This is a genomic window from Paraburkholderia azotifigens, from assembly GCF_007995085.1.
GTDB classification, from domain to species: domain Bacteria; phylum Pseudomonadota; class Gammaproteobacteria; order Burkholderiales; family Burkholderiaceae; genus Paraburkholderia; species Paraburkholderia azotifigens.
On the sequence record NZ_VOQS01000001.1, the window covers coordinates 1,923,080 to 1,940,126 of the forward strand.

General features: G+C 64.6%; 13 protein-coding genes. 3 read left to right on the forward strand and 10 right to left on the reverse strand.

Annotation, left to right across the window (positions count from 1 at the left end):
* Window positions 1-339 precede the first annotated feature (339 nt).
* Window positions 340-1,755, forward strand: coding sequence for a nucleobase:cation symporter-2 family protein (locus tag FRZ40_RS08565; protein WP_147233864.1), 1,416 nt, complete (start codon window positions 340-342; stop codon window positions 1,753-1,755).
* Window positions 1,756-1,876: 121 nt separating this feature from the next.
* Here the strand turns inward: FRZ40_RS08565 and FRZ40_RS08570 are convergent, their stop codons facing one another.
* Genes FRZ40_RS08570 through FRZ40_RS08580 form a run of 3 tightly spaced genes read right to left on the reverse strand, consistent with a single transcriptional unit; the run spans window position 1,877 to window position 7,868 of the window.
* Window positions 1,877-3,394 (reverse strand): efflux transporter outer membrane subunit, encoded by a 1,518-nt coding sequence (locus tag FRZ40_RS08570; protein ID WP_147233865.1) that lies wholly within the window; start codon window positions 3,392-3,394, stop codon window positions 1,877-1,879.
* A 10-nt stretch (window positions 3,395-3,404) separates the two neighbouring features.
* Complete coding sequence (locus FRZ40_RS08575) at window positions 3,405-6,599, reverse strand: efflux RND transporter permease subunit (protein ID WP_147233866.1); 3,195 nt, start codon at window positions 6,597-6,599, stop codon at window positions 3,405-3,407.
* Between the two features lie 18 nt (window positions 6,600-6,617).
* A complete protein-coding gene (locus FRZ40_RS08580) occupies window positions 6,618-7,868 on the reverse strand; it encodes an efflux RND transporter periplasmic adaptor subunit (RefSeq protein WP_147233867.1) in 1,251 nt (416 codons plus the stop codon).
* A 427-nt stretch (window positions 7,869-8,295) separates the two neighbouring features.
* Between FRZ40_RS08580 and FRZ40_RS08585 the strand changes: the two genes are divergently transcribed.
* Window positions 8,296-8,931 (forward strand): TetR family transcriptional regulator, encoded by a 636-nt coding sequence (locus FRZ40_RS08585; protein ID WP_028364537.1) that lies wholly within the window; start codon window positions 8,296-8,298, stop codon window positions 8,929-8,931.
* Window positions 8,932-9,012: 81 nt separating this feature from the next.
* Here the strand turns inward: FRZ40_RS08585 and FRZ40_RS08590 are convergent, their stop codons facing one another.
* On the reverse strand, window positions 9,013-9,642 hold the full coding sequence (locus FRZ40_RS08590) for a cysteine hydrolase family protein (RefSeq protein WP_147233868.1): 630 nt from the start codon (window positions 9,640-9,642) through the stop codon (window positions 9,013-9,015).
* 147 nt (window positions 9,643-9,789) lie between these two features.
* On the opposite strand from FRZ40_RS08590, the gene FRZ40_RS08595 reads away from it, so the two are divergent.
* Entirely contained in the window at window positions 9,790-10,878 is a 1,089-nt protein-coding gene (locus tag FRZ40_RS08595; protein WP_147233869.1) for a helix-turn-helix domain-containing protein, read from the forward strand.
* Between the two features lie 41 nt (window positions 10,879-10,919).
* Here the strand turns inward: FRZ40_RS08595 and FRZ40_RS08600 are convergent, their stop codons facing one another.
* The 6 genes from FRZ40_RS08600 to FRZ40_RS08630 form a co-directional block, all read right to left on the reverse strand.
* Window positions 10,920-11,666, reverse strand: a complete 747-nt coding sequence (locus FRZ40_RS08600) for an SRPBCC family protein (RefSeq protein WP_028364534.1) — start codon at window positions 11,664-11,666, stop codon at window positions 10,920-10,922.
* Between the two features lie 33 nt (window positions 11,667-11,699).
* Window positions 11,700-12,155 (reverse strand): DUF427 domain-containing protein, encoded by a 456-nt coding sequence (locus FRZ40_RS08605; RefSeq protein ID WP_028364533.1) that lies wholly within the window; start codon window positions 12,153-12,155, stop codon window positions 11,700-11,702.
* A gap of 371 nt (window positions 12,156-12,526) precedes the next feature.
* Entirely contained in the window at window positions 12,527-13,024 is a 498-nt protein-coding gene (locus tag FRZ40_RS08615) for a carboxypeptidase regulatory-like domain-containing protein (RefSeq protein WP_147233870.1), read from the reverse strand.
* Window positions 13,025-13,316: 292 nt separating this feature from the next.
* Entirely contained in the window at window positions 13,317-14,828 is a 1,512-nt protein-coding gene (locus FRZ40_RS08620; RefSeq protein ID WP_147233871.1) for a DegQ family serine endoprotease, read from the reverse strand.
* 113 nt (window positions 14,829-14,941) lie between these two features.
* Window positions 14,942-16,243: an ATP-binding protein gene (locus FRZ40_RS08625; protein WP_147233872.1), complete on the reverse strand. Its 1,302-nt coding sequence runs from the start codon at window positions 16,241-16,243 to the stop codon at window positions 14,942-14,944.
* 4 nt (window positions 16,244-16,247) lie between these two features.
* Window positions 16,248-16,910 carry a response regulator gene (locus FRZ40_RS08630; RefSeq protein ID WP_028364529.1) on the reverse strand — a complete coding sequence of 221 codons (663 nt, stop codon included), beginning with the start codon at window positions 16,908-16,910 and terminating at the stop codon, window positions 16,248-16,250.
* Window positions 16,911-17,047: the final 137 nt, after the last annotated feature.

The following is a 17,047-nucleotide window of genomic DNA, read 5'->3' on the forward strand; positions in this document are numbered from 1 at the left end:
GAACGGCGGATGGCCATTGTCACACGTCATGCCCGCCCGCGAGGGTTAACCCACCCCTGAATAAGCGCGGCGTAAAAACGCATTATGTGCGAACCGCAATACACATCATATGGGCGCGTATACGTCGCGTTGGCGAGCCGCGTTGATGCATTTCCCGCAAGCCACCACGCCATAAGGGCTTCCGGCAGATTTGCGCGATCTCGCATAAGTGGCGTGTTCCAAATCTGGTTCACGCATATCGTCGCGGCAAAGGTTGAAATAGGGAGCCGTGGTCTTGTGGCGCTTTTTCGTCCCGCATACCTTGGAGTCATCCCAAAACCAGATGTGGAGAGAGACAAGATGCACTCGAACACGGTTCATCCGTGCGACGAGCGACTGCCCTTCGGCCAGTTGCTGACGCTCGGCATTCAGCATGTACTGGTGATGTACGCAGGGGCCGTCGCCGTGCCGCTGATCATCGGCAGTGCGCTCAAATTGCCGAAAGAGCAGATCGCCTTTCTGATCAGCGCCGACCTCTTCTCCTGCGGCATTGCCACACTGATTCAAACGCTCGGCCTGTGGATCTTCGGCATCCGGCTGCCCGTGATCATGGGTTGCACGTTCGCGGCCGTCGGCCCGATGGTCGCGATTGGCACGAATCCAAGCCTCGGCATCCTCGACATCTTCGGTTCGACCATCGCGGCGGGCGTGATCGGCATTATTGTCGCGCCGATGATCGGCAAGTTGCTGCGCTTCTTTCCGCCCGTCGTGGTGGGCGTGGTGATCTCGGTGATCGGCCTTTCGCTGATGGAAGTCGGCATCAACTGGGCAGCAGGCGGCGTCGGCAATCCGGATTACGGCAATCCTGTCTACCTCGGCCTCTCGCTCGTCGTGCTCACGCTGATTCTGCTGATCAACAAATTCGGCAAAGGCTTCGTCGCGAATATTTCCGTGCTGCTCGGCATTGTCTCGGGCTTCGTGATTGCGGCGCTGCTCGGACGCGTGAACATGGAAGGCGTGACGAACGCGCCGTGGGTCGGCTTCGTGATGCCGTTCCATTTTGGCCTGCCGCATTTCGACCCGCTTTCCATCGCGACGATGGTGACCGTGATGTTCGTCACGTTCATCGAATCCACGGGCATGTTCCTCGCGGTCGGCGACATGGTGGAGCGTCCCGTCGACCAGAAGGCATTGGTTCGCGGTCTGCGCGTGGACGGCCTTGGCACGCTGATCGGCGGCATCTTCAACTCGTTCCCGCATACGTCGTTCTCGCAGAATGTCGGCCTGATCGGCGTAACGGGCGTGAAGAGCCGCTTCGTCTGCGCAATGGGCGGCGTGATCCTCGTGCTGCTCGGCCTGTTCCCGAAGATGGCTCAGGTGGTGGCTTCCGTGCCGGCTTTTGTGCTGGGCGGCGCAGGCATCGTGATGTTCGGCATGGTGGCTGCGAACGGCATCAAGGTGCTGTCGAAGGTCGACTTCGTAAAGAACCATCACAACCTCTTCATCGTGGCAGTGAGCATCGGTCTGGGTCTCGTGCCCGTCGTGTCGCCGCACTTCTTCTCGAAGCTGCCGCCTGCCTTGTCGCCGCTTCTGCACAGCGGCATTCTGCTGGCGTCGGTTTCGGCTGTGGTGCTGAACCTGATCTTCAATGGCGTGAAAGGCGAGCGTGCAGCGAAACGCGATATTCGCCGCGCCGGCCATGACTTCGACGGCCGCGGCGGCAACGACGATGCGATTGCCGGCGACGAAATGCTGCGTGCCGCCGACATGCATTAAGCACACGCCGCGGCAAGCTCGACCCGCGTGCGCATGACGCACACATAAAAAAACGCCACGGCATGCCGTGGCGTTTTTGCTGCTGCAGAAAAGAAGTGACAGTCGAACGAGTCTGAGCGCCTCAGCCTGCCGTTGCTGCCGACGCAGCAACGGGCGCGCTGGCCGCGCCGTAATCGACGGGCGCATCCGCGGGACGCGGCTGCTCGCCCGCACGTTCGATCCAGCCGCCGCCGAGCGCCTTGTACAGATCGACGAGATTCGTCAGACGCTCCATGCGCGCCGTGATCAGCGATCGCTGGGACGTGTACAGATCGGTCTGCGCGGTCAGCACGGCGAGATAGCTGTCGACGCCGTTCCGGTAACGCAAGTCCGACAGATCGAGCCGGCGTTGCTCCGCAAAGGTGTTGCGCTCGAGCGCCTTGATCTGCTGGTCATACGTGCCGCGCGCGGCGAGCCCGTCGGCCACTTCGCGGAACGCCGTCTGAATCGCCTTCTCGTACTGCGCAACCTGAATGTTCTTCTGCACGGTCGCGAGATCGAGATTCGCCTTGTTCTGACCGCCTTCGAAAATCGGCAGCGTAATCTGCGGCGCAAAGCTCCATGCCGCCGAACCCGGCTTGAACAGTCCGCCGAGCGTCGGGCTCAACGTGCCGAAGCTGCCCGTCAACGACACGCGCGGGAAGAACGCCGCGCGCGCCGCGCCGATATTCGCATTCGCCGCCAGCAGATTCTGCTCGGCTTCCATGATGTCGGGACGGCGAGTGAGCAGATCCGACGGCAGACCCGCCGGAATATCGGTCAGCAGAGCCTGATCGTTGAGCACCAGGCCGCCCGGAAGATCCGACGGCAACGGCTCGCCGACCAGGACGACGAGTGCATTCTCTGCCTGTGCGCGCAGACGCGCCTGCGACTGCAGGTCCGCGTTCGCCTGTTCCACGACCGTCTCAGCCTGACGCAGGTCGAGTTCGGAACCCGTGCCCGTGTCGTACTGCAGCTTCGTGATGCGATACGACTCTTGCGCAGTCGTGAGCGTGTCCTGCGTGACCTTCAGCAGATCGTCGTAGGCCAGCACCGTCAGATACTGATCCGCCACCGACGCGACCAAAGCGATTTCCGCCGCCTTGCGCGCCTGCGCCGTCGACAGATACTGCGCCAATGCCTGGTCCTTCAGGCTGCGGATGCGGCCGAAGAAGTCGATTTCCCACGAGGCATTCAGACCGACCGAATACTCGTTGGAAATCGTCTTGTTGAGGAACGACAGATCCTTCGGCGTACGCGACTTCGACTGCGACGCGACGGCGTCGAGCGTCGGCATCAGCGCGGCGCGCGCAATCTGGTACTGCGCGCGCGACGCCTCGATATTCAGCACCGACACGCGCAGATCGCGATTGTTCTTCAGCGCGATATCGATCAACTGTTGCAGACGCTGATCGACGAAAAAGTCGCGCCAGCCGATGTCGACAGCCGACTGGCCGTTCGCCGAGCGCGCACCCGCGCCGGGCTCGGGCTGCGTCGCGTAGACGCCTTCCGTCGGGAACGAACCCGACACGGGCGCCGCCGGCCGCTCGTACTTCGGCTCCATCGTGCAGCCCGTGGCGAACAGCGCGACGGCGACTGCCATCAAAGAATATTTATGCATCTCAATGTCCTCAGCTGGCGTTGCCCGGGCCGCTGCCGCCCTGCGGGTCATGCGGATGGTGCTCGTTATAGTGCTTCATCGCTTCGTCCGGGTCTTCCTTGTCCCCCGTGAACTTCGCGCGAATCACGACGAAGAACATCGGGATCATGAAAATCGCGAGGAAGGTCGCCGTCAACATACCGCCGATCACGCCCGTGCCGATCGCGTGCTGGCTTGCCGAACCTGCGCCGTTACTGATGGCGAGCGGCAGCACGCCGAGAATGAACGCGAGCGACGTCATCAGGATCGGACGCAACCGCAGACGCGCCGCTTCGAGCGCCGCTTCCACGGGGCCCATGCCTTCGCCCTGCTGCAGTTCGCGCGCGAATTCCACGATCAGAATCGCGTTCTTCGCGGACAGACCCACTGTCGTCAGCAGACCGACCTGGAAGAACACGTCGTTCTCCAGTCCGCGCAGCGTCGCGGCGAGCAGCGCGCCCAGCACGCCGAGCGGCACCACCATGATCACCGAGAACGGAATCGACCAGCTTTCATACAGCGCGGCGAGACACAGGAACACGACAAGGATCGAGATGCCGTACAGAATCGGCGCCTGCGAACCGGACTGGCGTTCCTGGAACGACAGACCCGTCCATTCGTAGCCGATCCCCGCCGGCAGCTTCGCCGCGAGCGCTTCCATCGCCGTCATCGCCTGACCCGTCGACTTGCCCGGCGACGCCTGCCCCTGAATTTCCACGGCCGAAATACCGTTGTAGCGTTCGAGCTTCGGCGAACCGTACGTCCACTGGCCGCTTGCAAAGGCCGAGAACGGCACCATGCTGCCCGCGGTGTTGCGCACGTACCAGTCGTTCAGGTTTTCCGGTGTCATGCGGAACGGCGCGTCGGCCTGCAGATACACCTTCTTGATCCGGCTGTCCGTATCGAGGAAGTTGTTCACGTACGCAGACGCCCATGCGATCGAGAACGTCTGGTCGATGGTCGCGAGGCTCACGCCTTGCGCCGCGGCCTTCTCGTGATCGATCGACACCTTGAACTGCGGCGTATCGTTCAGACCGTTCGGACGCACCTGCGCGAGCATCGGGTCCTTCGCGGCCATGCCGAGCAGCTGGTTACGCGCCGCCATCAGCTTCTCGTGGCCGAGACCCGCGCGGTCCTGCAGTTCGAAGTCGAAGCCCGATGCCGTGCCGAGTTCCGGAATGGACGGCGGATTGACCGGGAACACGACCGCGTTCTTGTAGCCCGCGAAGTGCATGTACATCCGGCCGACCAGCGCCTGGACCTTCTGGTTCGCGTGCTGACGCTCCGCGTAATCCTTCATCCGCACGAACACGAGACCGGAGTTCTGGCCGCGGCCCGCAAAGCTGAAGCCGTTCACCGTGAAGGTCGATTCGACGATCGACTTCTCGTCGTTCAGCAGCCAGTCGGAGATGTCCTTCAGCGCGCGCGCCGTGGTTTCCTGCGTCGAGCCCGACGGCGTCTGCACCAGCACGAACATCGTGCCCTGGTCTTCATCCGGCAGGAACGACTTCGGCAGACGCACGAACAGCAGACCCACCGCGACGATCACGACCAGATAGATGATGAGCCAGCGGCCCGAGCGCTTGATGACGTGGTGCACGCCCGAGTGATACTTGTCGCGGCTCTTGTCGAAGGTCCGGTTGAACCAGCCGAAGAAGCCCTTCTTCTCTTCGTGATGATCCTTCGGAATCGGCTTGAGGATCGTCGCGCACAGCGCCGGCGTCAGAATCAACGCCACCAGCACGGACAGCACCATCGCCGCGACGATGGTCAGCGAGAACTGACGGTAAATCGCGCCGACCGAACCGCCCGAGAACGCCACGGGCACGAACACGGCCGACAGCACCAGCGCCACGCCGATCAGCGCGCCCGTGATCTGGTCCATCGCCTTGCGGGTTGCCTCGCGCGGCGACAAACCTTCTTCCGACATCACCCGCTCGACGTTCTCCACGACCACGATCGCATCGTCCACCAGCAGGCCGATAGCGAGCACGAGACCGAACATCGACAGCACGTTGATCGAGAAGCCCACCGCGCTCATGATCGCAAACGTGCCCAGCAGCACCACGGGCACCGCGATCGTCGGGATCAGCGTGGCGCGCAGGTTCTGCAGGAACAGGTACATGACCAGGAACACCAGCACGATACCTTCGAGCAGCGTCTTGACCACTTCTTCGATGGACAGGCGCACGAACGGCGTCGTGTCGTACGGGTACTTCACCACGAGACCGTGCGGGAAGTACTTCGACAACTGGTCGATCTTGTCGCGCACGGCCTTCGCCGTCGCGAGCGCGTTCGCGCCCGTCGCCAGCTGGATACCGAAGCCCGCCGTAGGCTGACCGTTGTACTTGGTGTCGAAGTTGTAGTTTTCGCCGCCCAGCTCGATGCGCGCGACGTCCTTGATCCGGACCTGCGAGCCGTCCTGGTTCACCTTCAGCAGCACGTTGCCGAACTGCTCGGGCGTGGTCAGCAGCGTCGCTTCGCTGATCGTGGCCTGCAGCAGCTGGCCAGGAATCGACGGCGTACCGCCGAGCGAGCCGCCCGCGACCTGGACGTTCTGCGCCTGCAATGCCGTTTCGACGTCGACGGGCGTGAGGCCGAAGTTGGTCAGCTTGTGCGCGTCGAGCCAGATCCGCATCGCGTACTGCGAGCCGAACAGCGTGACGGTACCCACGCCGTCGATACGGCTGACGGGGTCCTGCACGTTCGACGCGACGTAGTTCGCGAGGTCGTACTTGGTCATGCTGCCGTCCGTCGACACGAACGCCATCACCAGCAGGAAGCTGCTGCTCGACTTCGTCACTTTCGTGCCGAGCTGCTGCACCACCTGCGGCAGCAGCGGCGTCGCGAGCTGCAGCTTGTTCTGCACCTGCACCTGCGCGATGTCAGGGTTCGTACCCGCCGCGAAGGTCAGCGTGATCGTGGCCGTGCCCGAGTCGTCCGAAGTCGACGACAGGTACAGCAAGTGGTCGAGACCGCTCATTTGCTGCTCGATCACCTGCGTGACGGTGTTTTCAACCGTTTTCGCCGATGCGCCCGGGTACGTCGCGCTGATCTGCACGGCAGGCGGCGCAATCGTCGGATATTGCGCAACCGGCAGCGTGAAGATCGACGCCAGACCCGCCAGCATCAGAATGATGGCGATCACCCAGGCGAAGATCGGGCGATCGATAAAAAACTTTGCCATGAAGCAGGCTCCCCTTGATTACGCGCCCGATGCAGCGGAGGCGGCAGCCGCGCCGCTGGCTGCCTGCGCGCCGCTTGCGGCGGGCGCGCCCGGCGCAGCCGCAGCACTCGCGTCCGATGCCGCGCCTGGCGGCGGCAATTGCGCCGGCACGCCCTTCGCCTGTGCGCCCGGTTTGACCTTGTCGACGCCGTTGACGATCACACGATCGCCCGCATTCAGACCGCCTTCGACCACCCAGTACTGACCGTAGGTCGACGTGGCCTGCAGCGTGCGCAGCTCGACCTTGTTGTCCTTGTTCAGCACGAGCGCCGTCGGCTGGCCCTTCTGGTCGTGCGTGACGCCGATCTGCGGCACCAGCAGCGCGTTTTCGTCGACGCCTTCCTCGATGCGCGCACGCACGAACATGCCCGGCAGCAGCACGTGATCCCTGTTCGCGAACATCGCGCGGATCGTCACGGAGCCCGTGGTCTGGTCGACGGTGACATCGGTGAACTGCAGCTTGCCCTTCTCCGAATAGACGCGGCCGTCTTCGAGCACCAGCTCGACCTTCGCGGCGTTCGGGCCGTTGGTCTTCAGGCGGCCTGCCTGGATTTCGCGGCGCAGCTTCAGGCCGGCGAGACTCGACTGCGTGACGTCCACGTAGACGGGATCGAGCTGCTGCACGGTCGACATCAGCGTCGCCTGGCTCGCCTGCACGTAAGCGCCCGGCGTGACCTGCGAAATGCCGACCTGGCCCGTCACAGGCGACACGACGTCCGTATAGCCGAGATTGATCTGTGCCGTGTCGACGGCTGCCTTGCCCGCTGCGACGTCGGCGGCCGCCTGGCCTTCGGCGGCCACAGCGTTGTCGTAGTCCTGCTTCGAGACGGCGTTCGCGGCGACCAGCACCTTGAAGCGGTTCGCCTGCGCGGTGGTCGATGCGAGATTCGCCTGCGCCTTGGCCAGCGATGCCTTCGCGTTGTTCAGCGTGGCGATGTACGGCGCGGGGTCGATCTTGTACAGACGCTGGCCGGCCTTGACCTGCGTGCCTTCCGTGAATTCGCGGCGCAGCACGATGCCGTCGACCCGCGCGCGCACCTGCGCGACGAGGAACGCACTGGTGCGGCCCGGCAGTTCGGTGACGACGGGCACGGCTTGCGGCTGGACCGTAACGATGCCGACTTCAGGAGTTTGAGGCGGAGGTGCTGATTGTTTTTGTCCGCACGCTGCCAGCATTACGGCAGCCGTCGCGGCAGTGAGTAAGCGGAATGGAACCCGTTCGACGCGCATGGAGCGACCTCTGTCAAAGACTGAGAAGGAAAAAGTGCGTGCATCTCTCTCCGGAGAAGGCTTGTGCACATTGGCATCTCAACGACGCCGTGACCGGACGCTCACGCATGCTTTTCCTGCGGGTGCACCCATTGCGAAATGCGCCAAACCGGGAAATGCCGCACCGCGCTGCCCATTTCTTGAGACAGCGCAAAAGGTGCATGAAAAGACAACAGTGACGGATATTAACCGTTCACTCCAACATGAGCCATCCGATCGCTGGGGTGCTATTATATATACATTCATGAATGCACGTAAAAGTGCGTTCAACCCGAAAGAAGGCCTTCCCCCGAAAGAACCGCCAGGCATTAACGTGCATGTGGAATGATCTTTATCAGGCGCGTTTAAAAACGTCAGGGGAACCCCGCATTTACCGCAGGTCATACGAATGGTCCGTCGAACCAAGGAAGAAGCGCAGGAGACGCGCACCCGCATCCTCGATGCAGCAGAGCAGGTTTTTTCGGAGAAAGGGGTATCGCGTACTTCGCTGGCCGACATCGCGCAGACGGCGGGCGTCACGCGTGGCGCGATCTACTGGCACTTCGCCAACAAGGGCGAGCTCTTCACGGAAATGTTCGACCGCGTGCTGCTGCCGCTCGACGAACTGAAGGCGGCTTCCGTCGACCCGAACGAAGCCGATCCGCTCGGCCGGCTGATCGATATCTGCACCGTCTGTCTGCGCGATACCGCGAACGACCCGCACCGCCGCCGCGTGTTCGACATCCTGTTCCACAAGTGCGAGTTCGTCGAAGAGATGGGGCCCGTGATGGCGCGCTATCAGAACACCATGCGCGAGGGCCTGACGAACATCCAGACGTGTATGCGCAACGCGATTTCCAAAGGGCAGTTGCCCGCCGACATGAACGTGCCCGTGGCGGCGTCGATGGTGCACGCGTTCATCAGCGGATCGTTGAAGGACATGCTGTTCGTGCCGGAAGTGCTCGACTTCGGCAGGCATGCGCGGCAGATGGTCGAAAGCATGATCGATGCGTTGCGCAGCCCGGCGTTGCGCATGGGCGCCTGACAGCACTTTCTCTGCGACTGACGGGCGGCGCCCGCTGCAACAGCGCGGGCGCCGGAAAACCCGGCGCCCTTTTCATCTCACTCAAGCCGCGGTCTTCGCGCGCGCCTTCTGATTCGACGCGTAGATCGAGCCGCGTTCCAGCTGGCCGCCCGACTCCACGGCCGCGATCCATTGCTGCGTGCTCGCCACCGCCGCGAAGCGCGACTGCAGCACGACGCTGAACACGCGATGGATCTCTTCGGCACTCGCGAATCCCGCGCTGTTCTCATACGGCACGGAACCTGTCGCATCGTCCAGGAACTCGACGGCCAGACCCATGTGCAGCGCGTGAACGATCGTCGACGCGTCGCAGTTGTGCGTCATGTAGCCGACTACGGCGAGCGTGTCGATCTCGCGCGCGGCGAGCCAGTCGGCGAGATCGGTGTTCGTGAACGCGCTCGGCAGCGCTTTCTCGACATGGTGGTCGTATGCGCGCGACGCGACCACAGCATGCAGCTCCGCGCCTTCGCTGCCGCGCGCGAAGATCGGCGAGCCCGCCGGCGTGAAGTTCTGCACGACGACGACGGGAATCCGCGCGGCATGCGCTGCGTCGATCGCCCGGCCGATGTTCGACAGCGAGGTCTGCACGTCGGGGTATTCAATCGGCAGGTCGCCCGTGACGTATTCGTTCTGCACATCGATGACGATCAGGGCGCGGCGTGGCGTCGGCATGGCAACTCTCCTTGATGGTGGAAACGGGCGGCTGACCGTTTCAGCCGCGATGTGCGCATTGTTCGCTTTCGGCTGTGCGCGCGACAGTGACCCGGATGACAATTTTCGCTAGGATCGGGCCATTCACCATGTCGAATGGAGGCCGCGATGGCCCGCTCCGCTGTCCGCGCCGCTTCAAAGCCGGCTCAGGCGCCCACGTCTGGAAGCGCGGCGAAACAGCCGGCGTCGGATGCAACTGCACGCAGTCGGACAACCGACGCCGCGTGCCGCACCGTGTCGAAACAACCGCACATCGTCGCGGCCGTCGCCTTCGACGGCATCAGTCCATTCCATCTGTCCGTGCCCTGCGTGGTCTTCGCCGAAGACCGCAGCGACGGCGGCGTGCTCGGGTTCGCGTTCCGCGTCTGCGCGATCGACGCCGGTCCGCTGTCGACCACAGCGGGCTTTTCGATTGCCGCGCCGCACGGGCTCGACGCACTCGCCGACGCCGACACCATCATCGTGCCCAGCTGGCGCGATCCCGACGAAGCACCGCCCGAGGCGCTGCTCGACGCGTTGCGCGCGGCGCACGCACGCGGCGCGCAACTGGTCGGCCTGTGCCTGGGCGCCTACGTGCTGGCCGCGGCAGGACTGCTCGACGGACGCCCGGCGACGACGCACTGGGCGTGGGCCGCCGACTTCGCGCGGCGCTTTCCGAACGTGAAGGTCGATCCGCAAGTGCTGTATGTCGACGACGGCGACATCCTCACGTCGGCTGGCACGGCAGCGGGACTCGATTGCTGCCTGCACGTGGTGCGCAAGCTATGCGGGGCGGAAAGCGCGAATTACATCGCGCGGCGGCTCGTGGTGCCGCCGCATCGCCAGGGCGGCCAGGCACAGTACGTACAGCAACCGATGCCGCAAGACATGCGCGGTAACCGTCTGTCCGCACTGCTCGACTGGGTCAACGGCACGCTCGACGCGCCGCACACGCTCGACTCGCTGGCCGGCCGCGCCGCAATGAGCCGCCGCACGTTCACGCGGCATTTCAAGGCGGCGACGGGGACGACGGTGAGCGCGTGGCTGCTCGCGCAGCGGCTCGGACGCGCGCAGCACTTGCTCGAAAGTACGGATGAGCCGATCGAGTCGATTGCGGGTATGGCCGGGTTCGGCTCGACGGCGTCGCTGCGGCAGCATTTCACCGACGCGTTCAGAACGTCGCCGTCGGCATGGCGGCGGGAATTTCGCGGCGTGTGAAAGCGCCGTAAGACGGCTGACGAGTGCTTGCCCGACGACCGTCAGCCCTGCGTAAAGTATCGCGCGACGTAAAGCAGCAACGCGACGAAGAAGATCATTGCCGCCCACGCCCAGTTCGGCAGCACGTGCGGATCGTGCTCGTGATGCAGGCCATGCAGCAGCGAATGCGCCGCGCGGCCCGTCAGCGTGCCGCCCTGCTGCTGATCGTGCAGCCGCGCGCGCCGCGCCACGCCGCTCAGGCTGATCGGCCGCAGGAATACATGCTGACGCCGGCCGTGCGTTCCCTTCGCACGGTTGGGGCCTTTGCCGTGCTTCGCCTGCACGACGGCGCAGAATTCGGTGAAGAAGTCGTCGGCCAGTTCGTGCAGCGCGTTTTCGATCTGGCGCGCGGGCAACTGCGCGAGCGGTCCCGTCGAGGTCGCCCACACCGAATAGTCGATGCGCGTGCTCGGACCGCGGCCGGGCAGATGGAGATGATCGTCGGTGCGCAGCGACACGTCGATTTGCCCGCGCAGCGAGCCGACGCCCTCGGCACGCGCCTTGAAGTTCAGCGTGCGATGCGGCTTCGCGCTATGCGCGCCGTCCTCGCTCGCGACATGCGCGCGAATCTGATAGTGCGCGCGCAGCGGCCCGAGCGGGACTGTCATCGTCAGCAGGTATTCACCGCCCTGAAGCCGTCGCAACGATTCGCAATTGTCGAGACTCGCGCGCAGCAACGCGAGATCCTGCAGCGCGTCCCAGACCTCGGACGGCGCGAGCGGCACTCTCAATGCGTCGTTCAATTCCATGACAGCCTCCCCGAAGAACGCGCGACAGCGGGATCAGGACGTCTGATCGATGCGGTCGACGCGCGATGCGCAAAACGCGACATACCCAGCTATCTGCCTCACTCGCTCCAAAGGGCTTTCGTAGCTCCAGACTGCGTTTTCGATCGTCTCGTCTTCCGTATGCAGGTGGAAGTACGACGCTTCGCCCTTGAACGGGCAATGCGACGTATGAGCCGACGGGATCAGCCGCGCCATGTTCACATCTGCGCGGGGAAAATAGAACACGTCGGAACAACCGGTTTCGCTCAGGGTGAGTCCCGTGTGCGTATCCGCGAAGGTCACGCCCTGATGGATCACGCGCACCCGATGCTGGTTGGCCGTAATGGTAATCGTATGGGCCGCCTCGCTGCCGCCGCTGTGCGCTGGCGCACCGCCAGGCGCATTGTCGCCGTGTCCGGCATTACCGCTGTCCGCGTCTTCGGCGCTTGCGCCGGATGGGGCATCGTTCATCTCGTCCGCTCCGCTGCTGGCACGTGCGTGCACGCTCCGATCGGCCGCCTGGCTGGACCGCCAGCCCGGCATTCGTGGCACGCGCCGCTTCGTTCTGGTTCTGCGATGCGCGTCTCCCTCGGCCACCCAGCGTCGGCTTCGAATGCAGAAGCCACGGAGCGTGTCCGTGGCCTCATTATTGACCAAACGCGCCGCGCTTGCGCGTCCATCGTCGGACATCGGGTCTCTACGGATTGCCGCGACGCACGCGACGCTCGGTGGCCGTGTTCCCTGTAAGGCCGTGCGCCACCGGACGGGCACGCGCCCGCTAGCCGGCGCCGGCTTTCGCCTGTCGGCCCAGACCGCCCGTCATGGGATCGCAGCGAGCGGGCTTACTGCGTGCCCCAGTAGAACGCCGCCTTCGCCGTGCCCTTCGCAGGAATATTGACGGGTTTCGTCTGGTCGTTGTCCTTGTAGGCGGCGTGCACCGTGTAGCGGCCGGGGCGCAGCCTGACGAGCATGTACGGTCCGCGCGACGTCGTATCGAGCACGCTGCCGCCATGCGAGTCGACGATCTTGACCTTGACGTCCGAGAGATAGTCCGAGCCCGGCCCCGTGAAGCGCAGCGATAACGGCCACTGGCTTTGTGCGGCGAGCAGCGCCTTCGATTCGTCGAGGCCGACGCCGCCCGACGTGAACGACACGTCGCCCTGCTGCTGCACTTGCGGCAGGCCGCCGCCATTGACGTTGCCCGCGCTGGTGTTGTCGGTGGTTGTGCCGCCCGTGGTGTCGCTGGCCTGCTGCGCGTACGCGCCGCCCGCCAGTCCGAGCGTGAGAACGGTCGCAGCCGCTGCCGTGACGGCGCGGGCGACGAGACGACGATGCATCATTGCGTGGCTCCTTTTTCGGGGCGAACCCAAACAGTTCTGACGACTGTCCGCACGCAATCTGTATGCCCATGACGCGCGCATCGCTGCGCTGCCCGGCGCGGCCCCGTAAATCGGGCCTGTACGAAAAATGGCGGTTCGCGCAAACAGAGCGCGAACCGCCACTTTTTTTCACGACCGGCAGCTTTTACCTGGCGACTCACCGGACGCCGGCCGGTGCTGCCGCATTTGCTGCCTGAGTGGCTGCCTGAGTCGCTACCTGAGTAGCTGCCTGAGTGGCAACCTGAGCCCGGACTCAGCCGAGATCGACGGGTACGAAGATCTGCGAGTTATCGCGCTGGATCAGCAGCGCAATGCTGTTGCCTGCCGCCGACACCGCCTGCTTCAACTGCTCGACGTTCGACACCGAACGTCCGTTGACGGCCAGAATCACGTCGCCCGGCTGGATGCCCGCGCTCGCTGCCGCGCCGCTCGCATCCTGCACCAGCAGTCCGTGCGACACCGACGCGCCACTCTTCTCTTGCGGCGTGAGCGGACGCACGGCGACACCGAGCCGCCCTTGCATCTGCGCGGGTCCGCCGTTGTCGTTCGCTGCCGCTTTCGTATCGGACAGCGAGCCGATCGTCACCTTCAGATCCCTGGTCGACTTGTCGCGCCACACCTGCAGATCGGCCTGCGTGCCCGGCTTGATACCCGCGATCTGCGACGGCAGCGCCGACGAGTCCGCGACATCCACCCCGTTCACCGACAGGATCACGTCGCCCGGCTGCAAGCCTGCTTTCGCGGCGGGACCGCCCGGATCGACGGAACTGACGAGCGCGCCTTGCGGCTTCTTCATGCCGAACGAATCCGCGAGCGTCTGGTTCACGCTCTGCACCGCGACGCCGAGACGGCCGCGGCTCACGTGGCCCGTCTTCACGAGATCGTCCTTGACCTTGACCGCCTCGTTGATCGGGATAGCGAACGAAAGGCCCTGGAAGCCGCCCGTCTGCGAATAGATCATCGAGTTGATGCCGATCACTTCGCCTTGCAGATTGAACAGCGGGCCGCCCGAATTACCCGGGTTCACGGGTACGTCCGTCTGGATGAACGGCGTGTAGTTCTCGTCCGGCAGCGAGCGCGATTTCGCGCTGATGATGCCCGACGTCACCGTGTTGTCGAAGCCGTACGGCGAGCCGATCGCGACGACCCACTGGCCGACCTTGCTCTGGCGCGGATCGCCGATCTTCACGGTGGGCAGATCCTTTGCGTCGATCTTCAGCACGGCGACGTCCGACTGCTTGTCGGCGCCGACCACCTTCGCCTTAAACTCGCGCTTGTCGGTGAGCTTGACGGTGACGACGTTCGCGCCGTCGACGACGTGCGCATTGGTCAGCACATAACCGTCGCTGCTGATGATGAAGCCCGAGCCGAGGCTCGCGCTCGGACGGTCGCCGCCGTCGTCGCCGCCGTTCGGGCCGCCATTGGGGCCGCCCGGCATCTGGCCGAAGAAGTGGCGGTAGAACTGGTAGAACGGATCGCTCGGGTCGATGGGAAGCTGGCCACTGTTATTGCCGCCCCGCATCGCCGTCTGCTTGACGACGTGCTTCGCGCTGATGTTGACGACAGCGGGACCGTAGGTTTCGACGAGACCCGAGAAATCGGGAATACCCGTTTTCGCCGCGGCTTCGGCGGGCATCATGGCGGCTGCCGCGGGCGAGATCACCTGCGGCGCGGGCACGTTGCGGTGGCCGGCCACATAGCCCGCCGACAAAGCGATGACGACAGCCGCCGCGACGGCGCTACGGGTCAGCATTTTTGCTTTCATCGTGTACTCCTGATTGGGAGAGTTGACTCTTTGATGAGTCGAAGAGTACGTGGCGTCGCTTAAATCAGTCTTAAACAACGCAACCGGGACGAAAGCTCGGCTAAACAGCCGATCTAGAAGCGCACGCTGACGAGCAGCCCGCCCGTTGCGGAGTCGTCGAGCGAGACGCTCGCATGATGCTGGAGCGCGATGCGGCGCACGATCGCGAGACCGAGACCGCTGCCCGACACGTCCGTGCGGGCGCGGTTCGCGCCTGCGCCGACGCGGTAGAAGCGGTCGAACACGCGGCTGCGTTCGTCAGGCGGAATGCCGGGGCCGCTGTCGCCGATCTGCACGACGGGCCGGCCGTCTTCCGTGCGCAGACAGACGTCGACGCGCCCGCCGCCCGGCGTGTACTTGGTTGCGTTGTCGATCAGGTTGTTGAGCATCACGCGCAGCGCTTCCGTGTCGCCCGCGACCGTCGCGGGCTCGCTCGCTTCGATGCCGAGATCCACGCCACGCTCCTGCGCGAGCGGCAGATACGCGGTCACGCATTCGTGCACGAGCGCGTTCAGATCGACCGTGCCCGTGGCCGCGTGTCCATCCGGTTCGGAACGCGCGAGCGCGAGCAACTGCTCGGCAAGACGCGTCGCGCGCGTCACGCCCGCCTGCAAATCGTGCAGCGCTTCGCGGCGCTCGGTTTCGTCGTGCGCGCGCGCCACCAGCTGCGACTGGATCTGCACGGCGGCGAGCGGCGTGCGCAGTTCGTGCGCGGCGTCGGCGACAAAGGCCTTTTGCGTATCGAGCGCGACAGCCAGACGTTCGAGCAGGCCGTTCAACGCGCGCACGAGCGGCTGCACTTCGAGCGGCAGACGCGAGTCGGGCAATGGATCGAGTGCTTCGGGATGACGCGTGTCGAGCGCGCCCGTCACGCGCCGCAGCGGCGCGAGCCCGCGTCCGACCACGCCCCACACGGCCACGCCGAGCAGCGGCAGCAGCACGATCAGCGGCCACAGCGTGCGCAGCGCGACGTTCGCCGCGAGCCGGTTGCGCACCGACAGCGGCTGCGCCAGCTGCACGACGTTGTCGCCGACGATCGCGCCATACACGCGCCAGTCGCCGCGTTCGGTGCGCTCCGTCGAAAAGCCGAGTTCGGCGCGCGGCGCGAGCGGCGCGCGCGGATGCGAGTAGTACATCAGCACGCCGTTGCGATTCCAGATTTGCAGCACGATGCCTTCGTCGCCCGTATCGCGCGAGCTGAGCACCTGCGAAAACGGCTCGGCGGGCAGCGCAGCGGCAATTTCCTGCAACTGGTAATCGAACAGTTCGTTGGCTTCGGCGAGCGCCTGGCGGTAGATCAGCCAGCCCGCAATACCGACGCCGAGCAACACGATGGCAAGCAGCCAGAAAAGCAGTTGACGGCGAATCGAACGCATCGTGTCAGGCTTCCTTCGCGATCATGTAACCGAGACCGCGCACGTTGCGGATCAATTCCGCGCCGAGCTTCTTGCGCAGCGCGTGGATATACACCTCGACGGTATTGCTGCCGATCTCCTCGCCCCAGCCGTACATCTTTTCTTCGAGCTGGCTCTTCGACAGCACCGCGCCCGGCCGCGCGAGCAGCGCCGCGAGCAGCGCGAATTCGCGCGCGGACAGCGCGACAGGCGCGCCGTCGAGCGTCACCTGATGCGAAGCGGGATCGAGCGTCAGATTGCCGTGGCGAATGGTCGACTCGCTGCGTCCCGACTGGCGACGGATCAGCGCGCGCATCCGGGCGCCGAGTTCGTCGAGATCGAACGGCTTGACGAGGTAATCGTCAGCGCCGGCGTCGAGTCCTTTCACGCGATCCGCGACCGCGTCGCGCGCGGTGACGATCAGCACGGGCAACTGGTGACCGCGCGTGCGCAGCGTGCGCAATACATCCAGACCGTCGCGCTTCGGCAGGCCGAGATCGAGCAGCACGAGATCGTAGGGCTGGCCTTGCGCCGCGTTCAGCGCGGACTCGCCGTCCTGCACCCAGTCAACCGCGAAGCCTTCGCCGCGCAGCGCCTTTCGCACGCCCTCGGCGATCATCCGGTCGTCTTCAACGAGAAGTATCCGCATCGCTCTCCATCCGTTCCGGCATGGCCGGTATTTACGGCACGCACGTCCCGGCCGTGTGTTTTCGATGCCAGCATTCTAGCGCCCGCGTACTTTTTTCATCTTTCTTGAATGCCCGCTGCATACGGGTGGAAGATGGT